Origin of the sequence: Streptomyces sp. NPDC048496, assembly GCF_043200055.1 — a bacterium.
In the GTDB taxonomy this organism is placed as follows: Bacteria; Actinomycetota; Actinomycetes; order Streptomycetales; family Streptomycetaceae; genus Streptomyces.
In genome coordinates, this window is the sequence record NZ_JBICXB010000002.1 from 255,082 (window position 1) to 266,207 (window position 11,126).

The 11,126-nt window shown below is 68.4% G+C and carries 9 protein-coding genes; 8 read left to right on the forward strand and 1 reads right to left on the reverse strand.

Annotated elements, in window-relative coordinates; all coding sequences use genetic code 11:
• Positions 1-70: 70 nt before the first annotated feature.
• A complete protein-coding gene (gene clpX, locus ACGFSA_RS03400; protein WP_393298982.1) occupies positions 71-1,369 on the forward strand; it encodes an ATP-dependent Clp protease ATP-binding subunit ClpX in 1,299 nt (432 codons plus the stop codon).
• 78 nt (positions 1,370-1,447) lie between these two features.
• Here clpX and ACGFSA_RS03405 read toward each other — a convergent pair whose 3' ends face one another.
• Positions 1,448-2,482 (reverse strand): hypothetical protein, encoded by a 1,035-nt coding sequence (locus tag ACGFSA_RS03405; protein WP_393298985.1) that lies wholly within the window; start codon positions 2,480-2,482, stop codon positions 1,448-1,450.
• Between the two features lie 140 nt (positions 2,483-2,622).
• Here ACGFSA_RS03405 and ACGFSA_RS03410 point away from each other — a divergent pair, with 140 nt between their 5' ends.
• The 7 genes from ACGFSA_RS03410 (at position 2,623) to mreD (ending at position 11,080) form a co-directional block, all read left to right on the forward strand.
• The gene (locus tag ACGFSA_RS03410) at positions 2,623-5,244 is read left to right on the forward strand and encodes a valine--tRNA ligase (RefSeq protein ID WP_393298988.1); all 2,622 of its coding nucleotides are present in this window, start codon (positions 2,623-2,625) and stop codon (positions 5,242-5,244) included.
• 307 nt (positions 5,245-5,551) lie between these two features.
• Entirely contained in the window at positions 5,552-7,075 is a 1,524-nt protein-coding gene (locus ACGFSA_RS03415) for a bifunctional folylpolyglutamate synthase/dihydrofolate synthase (protein WP_393298991.1), read from the forward strand.
• Positions 7,076-7,080: 5 nt separating this feature from the next.
• Positions 7,081-7,437, forward strand: coding sequence for a DUF4233 domain-containing protein (locus tag ACGFSA_RS03420; protein WP_393298994.1), 357 nt, complete (start codon positions 7,081-7,083; stop codon positions 7,435-7,437).
• A gap of 100 nt (positions 7,438-7,537) precedes the next feature.
• Positions 7,538-7,951: a nucleoside-diphosphate kinase gene (gene ndk, locus ACGFSA_RS03425; protein WP_366690539.1), complete on the forward strand. Its 414-nt coding sequence runs from the start codon at positions 7,538-7,540 to the stop codon at positions 7,949-7,951.
• Between the two features lie 290 nt (positions 7,952-8,241).
• Positions 8,242-9,261: a rod shape-determining protein gene (locus ACGFSA_RS03430; RefSeq protein ID WP_266361529.1), complete on the forward strand. Its 1,020-nt coding sequence runs from the start codon at positions 8,242-8,244 to the stop codon at positions 9,259-9,261.
• Between the two features lie 110 nt (positions 9,262-9,371).
• A complete protein-coding gene (gene mreC, locus ACGFSA_RS03435; RefSeq protein ID WP_393298998.1) occupies positions 9,372-10,409 on the forward strand; it encodes a rod shape-determining protein MreC in 1,038 nt (345 codons plus the stop codon).
• 11 nt (positions 10,410-10,420) lie between these two features.
• Complete coding sequence (mreD, locus tag ACGFSA_RS03440; RefSeq protein WP_393299001.1) at positions 10,421-11,080, forward strand: rod shape-determining protein MreD; 660 nt, start codon at positions 10,421-10,423, stop codon at positions 11,078-11,080.
• Positions 11,081-11,126: the final 46 nt, after the last annotated feature.

The window sequence follows — 11,126 nt, forward strand, 5'->3', positions numbered from 1 at the left end:
AAGGTACCGTCGGACAGAGGCACCAGGAGCCGCTGAACCAAGCTGCTCCCAGGCGAAGGGGAAGCACCTCGTGGCACGCATCGGTGATGGCGGCGACCTGCTCAAGTGCTCGTTCTGCGGAAAGAGCCAGAAGCAGGTGAAGAAGCTCATCGCGGGACCCGGTGTGTACATCTGCGACGAGTGCATCGATCTCTGCAACGAGATCATCGAGGAGGAGCTCGCGGAGACCTCCGAGGTGCGGTGGGAGGAACTCCCCAAGCCGCGCGAGATCTACGAGTTCCTCGAGGGGTACGTCGTGGGTCAGGAACCCGCGAAGAAGGCCCTCTCGGTCGCTGTGTACAACCACTACAAGCGGGTCCAGGCGGGCGAGAACGGCGGTGCGCAGGGCCGGGACGACGGCATCGAGCTGGCCAAGTCCAACATCCTGCTGCTGGGCCCCACGGGCTCCGGCAAGACGCTCCTCGCGCAGACGCTGGCCCGCATGCTCAACGTCCCGTTCGCCATCGCCGACGCGACGGCGCTGACGGAGGCCGGCTATGTCGGCGAGGACGTCGAGAACATCCTGCTGAAGCTGATCCAGGCCGCGGACTACGACGTCAAGAAGGCCGAGACCGGGATCATCTACATCGACGAGATCGACAAGGTCGCCCGCAAGAGCGAGAACCCGTCGATCACCCGCGATGTCTCCGGCGAGGGCGTCCAGCAGGCGCTGCTGAAGATCCTGGAGGGCACCACCGCCTCCGTACCGCCGCAGGGCGGCCGGAAGCACCCGCACCAGGAGTTCATCCAGATCGACACGACGAACGTGCTGTTCATCGTGGGCGGTGCCTTCTCCGGTCTGGAGAGGATCATCGAGTCGCGGGCGGGCGCCAAGGGCATCGGCTTCGGCGCGACGATCCGCTCCAAGCGGGAGATCGAGGCGAGCGACCAGTTCCAGGAGGTCATGCCAGAGGATCTGGTGAAGTTCGGGATGATCCCGGAGTTCATCGGCCGTCTGCCTGTCCTCACCTCGGTCCACAACCTGGACCGTGAGGCGCTGCTGCAGATCCTCGTCGAGCCGCGCAACGCGCTGGTGAAGCAGTATCAACGACTGTTCGAACTCGACGGTGTGGAGCTGGACTTCGACCGCCCGGCGCTGGAGGCCATCGCCGACCAGGCGATCCTGCGCGGCACCGGCGCGCGCGGTCTGCGCGCCATCATGGAAGAGGTTCTCCAGTCCGTGATGTACGAGGTGCCGTCCCGGAAGGACGTGGCCCGCGTTGTCATCACGGCGGACGTGGTCCGCAACAACGTCAACCCGACGCTGGTCCCGCGCGAGCCGCGGACGATCGGGAACAACGACGGTGGCCGGCACGAGAAGTCCGCGTAGCGGTTGCGGTAGCACGACGTACACGAAGGGGCGCCCGGCCAGTGACTGGCCGGGCGCCCCTTCCGTGACACCGCGTGATCAGAGCTTGGTGCGGGACGTGTTGTAGAGCTTGGCGGTCAGAGCGGCCGCGTCGTCCTGGGACATGCCCTTGCCCGCCATGGAGAGCGCCACGTCGACGCCAGTGACGACGCCGACCGTGCTGTAGTCGGCCCAGACGCAGATGGGGACCTCGAACTCCTTGGGACCCTTCGCGGCGGTACCGTCGCCGTCCTTGTTGATCACCTTCATGTTCTGGCACTTCATCAGCGCGCCATCGAACCCAGCCGGTGTGACGGCGTTGGGGCTGCCGACAAGCTTGACGTCCATGCCGTCGGCGCCCTTCTTGAAGTCCGACTCCGCGTTGTTGAAGGAGTTGTCGATGACCTTCGCCGGGTCGGTGACATCGCCCCAGATACCCGAAAGGATCACGGACTTGGCGGCGAGCAGATTGTCCTTGGAGCCGGCCTGGTACGACGCGCCTGCCCGCTGGGGATCCTTGATCCCCAGGCTTTCGAGCTTGGTCTTGTCGGTGCCGGTCACCGGCCCCGACTCTGTCGGAGCAGTGGGGCTCTTCTTGTAGCCGTCCAGCGTGGCGGCCGGCGTCAGCTTGTAGCCCTTGGTGCTGTCCGCGACGTCGCTGTTGCTGGCACCGCCCGACGTCAGGAGGTACGCCCCGCCCGCGATGACCACCAGCGCCACGACGACGCCGCCGATGATCAGGCCGGTCTTCTTCTTCGGAGCGGCCGGCGGCATCGGGACCTGGCCGCCGTAGGGGGCCTGGCCGTAGGGACCCTGGGGCGGCTGTCCGTAAGGAGTCTGCGGCTGCTGGCCGTACGGGCCCGGCTGCTGGGCCTGTGGGTAGCCGTAGCCCGGCTGAGGCTGCTGCGGAACACCCTGGGGGGCCTGCTGCGGGTACCCGTAACCCGGCTGGCCGCCCTGCGGCGGCTGGCCACCGTACGGGCCCGGCTGCTGGCCGTACGGGCCGGGCTGACCCTGCGGCGGCTGGCCACCGTACGGTCCGGGCTGGCCCTGCGGAGGCTGGCCGCCGTACGGGCCCGGCTGGTTGTAGCTCATCTGTGGTGTCCCCTGTTCGTCATGCTTATGCGTTCCGAACATCCTGACGGAAGGTCCACCCGCATGGAGCAACGGGAGGCACACCGTTACTCGACAAACCGGTTTCAGTACATGACTGTGACGGCCCTAAACTGTCCCTCGTGACCGAGAACACTCAGCAGACGCCAGCCAGCAACCCCGAACTGCCGACCCAGTACGCACCGGCCGAGGTAGAGGGGAAGCTGTATGAGCGCTGGGTAGAACGTGGTTACTTCGAAGCCGACGAGCACAGCGAGAAGCCGCCGTACTCCATCGTCATCCCGCCGCCGAACGTCACGGGCAGCCTGCACCTGGGGCATGCCTTCGAGCACACGCTGATCGACGCCCTTGTCCGGCGCAAGCGCATGCAGGGCTTCGAGGCGCTGTACCAGCCCGGCATGGACCACGCCGGCATCGCCACCCAGAACGTCGTCGAGCGCGAGCTCGGCAAGGAGGGCAAGTCCCGCCACGACCTGGGCCGCGAGGCCTTCGTCGAGCGCGTCTGGCAGTGGAAGAACGAGTCCGGTGGCCAGATCTCCGGACAGATGCGCCGCCTCGGCGAGGGCGTCGCCTGGTCCCGTGAGCGCTTCACCATGGACGAGGGTCTCTCCACCGCCGTCCAGACCGTCTTCAAGAAGATGTACGACGACGGGCTGATCTACCGCGCCGAACGCATCATCAACTGGTGCCCCCGGTGTCTGACCGCGATCTCCGACATCGAGGTCGAGTACCAGGACGACGACGGCGAGCTCGTCTCCATGAAGTACGGCGACGGTGACGCGACCATCGTCGTCGCGACCACCCGCGCCGAGACGATGCTCGGTGACACCGCCGTCGCCGTCCATCCCGACGACGAGCGCTACAAGCACCTCGTCGGCACGCGCATCAAGCTGCCGCTCACCGACCGTACGATCCCCGTCGTCGCCGACCACCACGTCGACCCGGAGTTCGGCACGGGCGCCGTCAAGGTGACGCCCGCGCACGACCCGAACGACTTCGAGATCGGCAAGCGCCACGACCTGCCGTTCCTCACGGTCATGGACGAGCGCGCCGTCATCACGGTCCCCGGTCCCTTCGAGGGACTCGACCGCCTGGAGGCCCGCTCCGCCATCGTCGGCGCGCTGCGCGCCGAGGGCCGGATCGTCGCCGAGAAGCGCCCGTACCTCCACTCGGTCGGCCACTGCTCGCGCTGCAAGACCACCATCGAGCCCCGGCTGTCCCTCCAGTGGTGGGTCAAGGTCGCCCCGCTCGCCAAGGCGGCCGGTGACGCCGTCCGCGACGGCAAGGTCAAGATCCACCCGCAGGAGATGGAGAAGCGGTACTTCGACTGGGTCGACAACCTCCACGACTGGACGATCTCGCGCCAGCTCTGGTGGGGTCACCGCATCCCCGTCTGGTACGGCCCGAACGGCGAGGTCGTCTGCGTCGGACCGGACGACGAGGCCCCCACGGGCGAGGGCTGGACGCAGGACAGCGACGTCCTGGACACCTGGTTCTCCTCCGGCCTCTGGCCGTTCTCCACGCTCGGCTGGCCGGAGCAGACCGACAGCCTCGCGAAGTTCTACCCGAACTCCGTCCTCGTCACCGGCTACGACATCCTCTTCTTCTGGGTCGCCCGGATGATGATGTTCGGCCTGTACGTCAACGACGGCACCCCGCCGTTCGAGACCATCGTCCTGCACGGCATGGTCCGCGACGAGTTCGGCAAGAAGATGTCGAAGTCGTTCGGCAACGTCGTCAACCCGCTCGACTGGATGGACAAGTACGGCTCGGACGCCCTGCGGTTCACCCTGGCGCGCGGTGCCAACCCGGGCGTCGACGTCCCGATCGGCGAGGACTGGGTCCAGGGCTCCCGCAACTTCGCCAACAAGATCTGGAACGCCACGCGCTTCGCGCTGATGAACGGCGCCACGATCGAGGGCGAGCTGCCCGACCCGTCGCAGATGTCCGCGACGGACCGCTGGATCCTGTCGAAGCTCAACAAGACCGTCGCCGAAGTCGACGCGTTCTACGACGACTTCCAGTTCTCCAAGCTCAGCGAGGCGCTCTTCCACTTCGCGTGGGACGAGGTCTTCGACTGGTACGTCGAGCTGTCGAAGACCACGTTCTTCGCGGGCGGCGAGCAGGCGAAGGTCTCCGGCCGGGTCCTCGGCGAGGTCCTCGACGTGATGCTGCGGCTCCTGCACCCGGTCGTCCCGTTCGTCACCGAGACGCTCTGGACCACGCTGACCGGCCGCGAGTCCCTCGTCATCGCAGACTGGCCGAAGGACTCCGGCTTCCGCGACGCGGCCGCCGAGCAGGAGATCGAGCTCGTCCAGCAGGTCGTCACCGAGGTCCGCCGGTTCCGCTCCGACCAGGGCCTGCAGCCCGGCCAGAAGGTCCCGGCCGAGCTCACCCTGACCGGCACGGCGCTCGCCCCGCACGAGGCGGCCATCCGCCAGCTGCTGCGCCTGCAGCCCGCCGGTGACGGCTTCCACGCCACCGCGTCGCTGCCGGTCGCTGGGGCCACGGTCGCCCTCGACCTGTCCGGCACCATCGACGTCGAGGCCGAGCGCAAGCGCCTGACGAAGGACCTGGGCGCTGCCGAGAAGGAGAAGGCCCAGGCCAACGCCAAGCTCGGCAACGAGGCGTTCCTGGCCAAGGCGCCGGACAACGTGGTCGACAAGATCCGTACCCGGCTCGCCAAGGCCGACGCGGACATCGCGCGGATCACCGCTCAGCTGGCGAACCTGCCGCAGGGCTGATGATCTGAGCGCGAAGCCCCCGTGTCCCTGACCGACCAGGGACACGGGGGCTTCGCCGTACCCGTTCCGGCGCCCGCGCCGCGGCCGGGTCCGCAGCTCGTACAGCTCGTACGGCGTGTCCGGTGCAGGGCAGTCGTCCGCCCGGACTCCGGGGCGCGCGCCGCTCGGGCGTCGCAGTCGGGCTCACAGGGCAGGGACCACCATGTGCCCCCTGGGCGCGTTGTGCCGTCAGCGGCCCGGGCGGGCGATTCGTGACCGTTGCCGGGCCCCGCGCCGGATGTCCGTCCCGATCCGTAGACTGGGACCCGTGAGTGAGCCCCGCCCTTCAGACCGGCACGACGCGTCCGAGTCCGACGACACCTTCGCGGAGATCGTCGACGAAGCGACCCAACGCGACCCCGACCTGGCGGTGATCGAGGCCGGCAGCCGCACCCTGCGCACGGCCTCGGGACCGGTCCCGGGTGACGAGGTCCCCGCCCGACCCGCCGACCCGGAGGTGGACAAGGCGCTGCGCGCGGTGGAGCAGGAGCTCGCCGGCCGCTGGGGCGAGACGAAGCTCGAACCGTCCGTGTCGCGGATCGCGGCGCTGATGGACGTGCTCGGCGAACCGCAGCACGCGTACCCGTCGATCCACATCACCGGCACCAACGGCAAGACCAGCACCGCCCGCATGATCGAGGCCCTGCTCGGCGCCTTCGAGCTGCGCACCGGCCGCTACACCTCGCCGCACGTCCAGTCGATCACCGAGCGGATCAGCCTGGACGGTTCGCCGATGGACCCGGAGCGGTTCATCGACACGTACAACGACATCAAGCCGTATGTCGAGATGGTCGACGCCCAGCAGCCCTACCGGCTCTCCTTCTTCGAGGTGCTGACCGGCATGGCGTACGCGGCCTTCGCCGACGCGCCGGTCGACGTCGCGGTCGTCGAGGTCGGCATGGGCGGCAGCTGGGACGCGACGAACGTGATCGACTCCTCGGTCGCCGTCGTCACCCCCATCTCGCTGGACCACACCGACCGGCTCGGCTCCACACCCGCCGAGATCGCCGGTGAGAAGTCCGGGATCATCAAGCAGGACGCCACCGTCATCCTGGCCCAGCAGCCGGTCGACGCCGCGCAGGTCATGCTGAAGAAGGCCGTCGAGGTCGACGCCACGGTCGCTCGCGAGGGCATGGAGTTCGGCGTCGTCTCCCGCGAGATCGCGGTCGGCGGCCAGCTTCTGACGCTGCGCGGCCTCGGGGGCGAGTACGAGGAGGTCTTCCTCCCGCTGTACGGCGCCCACCAGGCGCACAACGCGGCGGTGGCGCTCGCCGCGGTCGAGGCGTTCTTCGGTATCGGCGCCGAGCAGTCCGGCTCGCTCGACATCGACACGATCCGCCGGGCCTTCGCCTCGGTCCGCTCGCCGGGCCGCCTCGAAGTCGTCCGGAGCAGCCCGACCGTCGTCCTGGACGCGGCCCACAACCCGGCGGGCGCCCGCGCCACCGCCGACGGGCTGTCCGAGGCGTTCGGCTTCTCCCGGCTGATCGGCGTGGTCGGCGCGAGCGACGACAAGGACGTCCGGGGGCTCCTCGAAGCCTTCGAGCCGATCTTCGCCGAGGTTGTCGTCACCCAGAACTCCAGCGGCCGCGCGATGGACGCCGACGAACTGGCCGCCGTCGCGGTCGAAGTCTTCGGCGGCGACCGCGTTCAGGTCGAGCCGCGCCTCGACGACGCGCTGGAGGCGGCGATCACCCTCGCCGAGGAGGAGGACGAGTACGCGGGCGCCGGCGTCCTGGTGACCGGCTCCGTGATCACGGTCGGCGAGGCCCGGCTGCTTCTGGGAAGGCACTGACCCCTGTGCGTACGCTCTGCGCGTCGACGCTGATCGGCGAATTCTTCGTGATCGGTTTCGCCGGACTCGTCGCGATGAAGTCCGACGACCTGTCGAACACCACCGTCTGGACGGTCTGCGGCATCGGCATGCTGCTCTCCGTCCTGCTCTGCGGGATGATCACCCGCCCCGGCGGCACAGCGCTCGGCTGGGCGCTCCAGGTGGCACTGGTCGCCAGCGGGTTCGTCGTTCCGATGATGTTCATCCTGGGGCTGGTCTTCGGCGGACTGTGGTGGGCCTCGGTGCACTACGGTCGCAAGATCGACGAGGCGAAGGCACGCTGGGCGGCGCAGGCGGCGACCGAAGCCCCGGCCGGCGGCTGAGACCTGAAGCCGGGCACGTCGGGCAAACCCGGCCGCCGGCCCGTCTCCGTGCCCCTGTAGCCTCGCCTCACCGCACCCGCATGTCCTCAAGGAGCCGCACATGACTCAGCGCACCCTCGTCATTCTGAAGCCCGACGCTGTCAGGCGTGGGCTGATCGGCGAGATCGTCGGCCGGATCGAGCGCAAGGCCGGCTGGCAGGTCACCGCGCTGGAGCTGCGCACGCTCGACCGTGCGACCCTGGAGCAGCACTACGCCGAGCACGTCGGCCGCCCGTTCTACGAGCCGCTCGTCGAGTTCATGCAGTCCGGCCCCGTCGTCGTCCTGGTCGCCGAGGGCGAGCGGGTCATCGAGGGCGTCCGTGCCCTGGCCGGCCCGACCGACCCGATCGCCGCCGCGCCCGGCTCCATCCGTGGCGACTTCGGCACGATCACCCGCGAGAACCTTATCCACGCCTCGGACTCCGAGGAGTCCGCAGAGCGAGAACTGAAGCTGTTCTTTCCGGGACTTTCCTGACCTCGAATCAGCCGAACAGCGCTCATGACCCGGGGCGACCGAAGTAATTCGGTCGCCCTTCGGCATAGGGTCCCCGATCGCGGGAACGCATCCCTCCGACGTAACGTCACCATGAGTGGAACGGCCACCCGTTCCGCCCACAATGGCGAAGGACCCTCGCGCGGTGTCCGTGAACACGGCACTACGATGGAATCTTCCACGCCCGCAGCGCTCACCTCGCCTACCAAAACAAGCCATAACCGCTTCTTGGGAAGGCCCGACGCATCCTCATGGGGAACAAGGGGAACTCAATGTCGTTCATCGGCCGTGACATGGCTATCGACCTAGGGACTGCCAACACGCTGGTGTACGTCAGGGGGCGCGGCATCGTTCTGAACGAGCCGTCCGTCGTGGCCATCAACACCAACACCGGCGGCATCCTGGCGGTCGGTTCCGAGGCCAAGAAGATGATCGGGCGTACACCGGGCAACATCGTTGCCGTACGGCCCCTGAAGGACGGCGTGATCGCCGACTTCGAGATCACGGAGCGGATGCTCCGCTACTTCATCCTGAAGATCCACAAGCGCCGCTACCTGGCCCGCCCGCGGGTCGTCGTCTGCGTGCCCTCGGGCATCACCGGGGTCGAGCGACGCGCCGTCATCGAGGCGTCGACGCAGGCCGGGGCGCGGCAGGTGCACATCATCGAGGAGCCGATGGCCGCGGCCATCGGCTCCGGGCTGCCGGTCCACGAGGCGACCGGCAACATGGTGGTCGACATCGGTGGCGGCACCACCGAGGTCGCCGTGATCTCGCTCGGCGGAATCGTCACTGCCCAGTCGATCCGGGTCGCCGGTGATGAGCTGGACAACGCGATCATCCAGCACATCAAGAAGGAGTACTCGCTCCTCCTCGGTGAGCGCACCGCCGAACAGATCAAGATCACGATCGGCTCGGCGTACGACCTGGACAAGGACGAGCACACCGAGATCCGCGGCCGCGACCTGGTCTCCGGACTGCCCAAGACGGTCGTCGTCTCCGCCGCGGAGGTCCGCAAGGCCATCGAGGAACCGGTCAACGCGATCGTCGACGCGGTGAAGACCACGCTCGACAAGTGCCCGCCGGAGCTGTCCGGCGACGTCATGGACCGCGGCATCGTCCTCACCGGCGGCGGCGCGCTGCTGCGCGGACTGGACGAGCGGCTGCGCCGTGAGACCGGCATGCCGATCCACATCGCCGAGGACCCGCTGGACTCGGTGGCACTCGGATCCGGTAAGTGTGTCGAGGAGTTCGAGGCGCTCCAGCAGGTGCTGGACGCCCAGCCCCGCAGGTAGCACCGGGAACGACAACACAGCGGTCCGCCGTACGGGCGCTGCCGCCCCATACGGCGGATCGTTGATATACAGGCACGAACATTCCGACGAGGAAGGCACGGCCGCCGCACGTGAGGGACACACGAGAGAGCCGGCTGCTCCTGGTGCTGCTGATCGCCATCGCATTCGCACTGATTACGGTGGACATCCGCGGCGGCGAGGAGTCACCGGTGGACGGCGCCCGGCGGGCCGCCGCAGCGGCCTTCGGGCCGGTCGAGAACGGCGTTGCGGCAGCCGTCGATCCGGTGGGCAACGCCATAGGGGCGATCCGCGACTCCGGTGAACGGCACAACCGGATCGCCGCTCTGGAACAGCAGAATGCCGCGCTGAAGACGAAGCTCGGCAGCGATGACCAAAACCGCAACCGGGTGCGCGAACTCGACAAGATGCTGAAGAAGTCCGCCGCCGGGCAGTACGGCATCAAGGCCGCCGAGGTCATCGCCATAGGAGCGGCCCAGGGCTTCTCCTGGACCGTCACCATCGACGCGGGCTCCAACGACGGCCTCAAGCGCGACATGACCGTCATCAACGGCGACGGACTCGTCGGCCGCGTCACCACCGTCGGCCCGGACACCGCGACGGTGCTCCTCGCCAACGATCCCGACTTCACCGTCGGCACCCGGATGGAGAAGACCGACGAACTCGGCTTCGCCACCGGCCAGGGCGACCGCCCGCTCTCCGTTCAATTCCTCAACGGCAAAGCCAAGGTGAAGAAGGGCGACCGGCTGGTCACCTTCGGCTCCAGCAGGAACAAGCCGTTCGTGCCCGGAGTCCCGGTCGGCGAGGTGGTCCGCGTCGACCCGTCCGGCGGCGACCTCACCCGTACCGTCTATGTCCGCCCGTACGTCGGCTTCACCCGACTCGACATCGTCGGCGTCGTCGTCCAGGCACCGCGCGAGGACCCGCGCGACATGGTCCTGCCGAAACAGCCCGCCAAACCGAAACCCACCCCCACCCCGACGGTCACCGTCACCATCTCGCCCAACGGTGACATTGTCGACACCAACGGAAAGGTCGTGGGGAACGTCAACGAGACCCCGAGCGGCAGTCCCAGTGGGAGTCCCAGCCCCACCGGAACCACCGGCAACGCGGTCAACGAGCAGAGGTAGAGCTGATCCCCATGCGCTTCAACCGGACTCTGCTCTCCACCGCTCTGGTCGTGATCGCCCTGGTCGTCCAGGTCTCCGTACTCGCACGCCTCCAACTCCCCGGCGCAGTCCCCGACCTGCTGCTCCTCGTCGTCGTCGGCCTTTCCCTGGTGTACGGACATGTGGCCGGCGTCCTGATCGGCTTCGGCGCGGGGCTCCTCGCCGACCTGGTGCCGCCCGCGGACCACGCCGCCGGGCGCTACGCCATGGTCCTGTGCATCATCGGCTACCTCGCCGGACTCGCCCGGCCGGAGAACGGCCGGCTCAAGTCCGCGTTCGTCCCGATGACCGTGGTCGTGGCCGCCGCGATCGGATCCACGCTGCTGTACGCCCTCGTCGGCGCCCTCGTCGGGGACACCGCCGCCCGTCATGTCGGTCTCGGCGGCCTGCTGTTCACTGCGGCTGTCTACGATCTGCTTCTCGCGCCGTTCACCGTTCCACTGATCATGGCGCTTGCCAGACGCACCGAGAACGACTTGCTCTCCGAGCCCTCCGGTGGCGACGTGGCCTCGGGCTGGCTCTCCTCCGGCACCGGACTCAGGATCGGCAGCCAGCGCGGCGGGCGGCGTGTGAAGGTCGCCCGCAACCGGTCGGCACGGGCCGGACGGATCAAGGGAGTCAAGCGACTGTGAGGCTGTATCTCCCGGGGGGCATCCCCCGGACACCCGGCCCGACCAC

Bases quoted from the DNA above. Each gene is read 5' to 3' on its own strand.
- mreD (WP_393299001.1), top strand. From the start codon at position 10,421: ATGCGCTTCAACCGGACTCTGCTCTCCACCGCTCTGGTCGTGATCGCC.
- ndk (WP_366690539.1), top strand. From the start codon at position 7,538: ATGACTCAGCGCACCCTCGTCATTCTGAAGCCCGACGCTGTCAGGCGT.
- ACGFSA_RS03430 (WP_266361529.1), top strand. From the start codon at position 8,242: ATGTCGTTCATCGGCCGTGACATGGCTATCGACCTAGGGACTGCCAAC.
- ACGFSA_RS03405 (WP_393298985.1), bottom strand. From the start codon at position 2,482: ATGAGCTACAACCAGCCGGGCCCGTACGGCGGCCAGCCTCCGCAGGGC.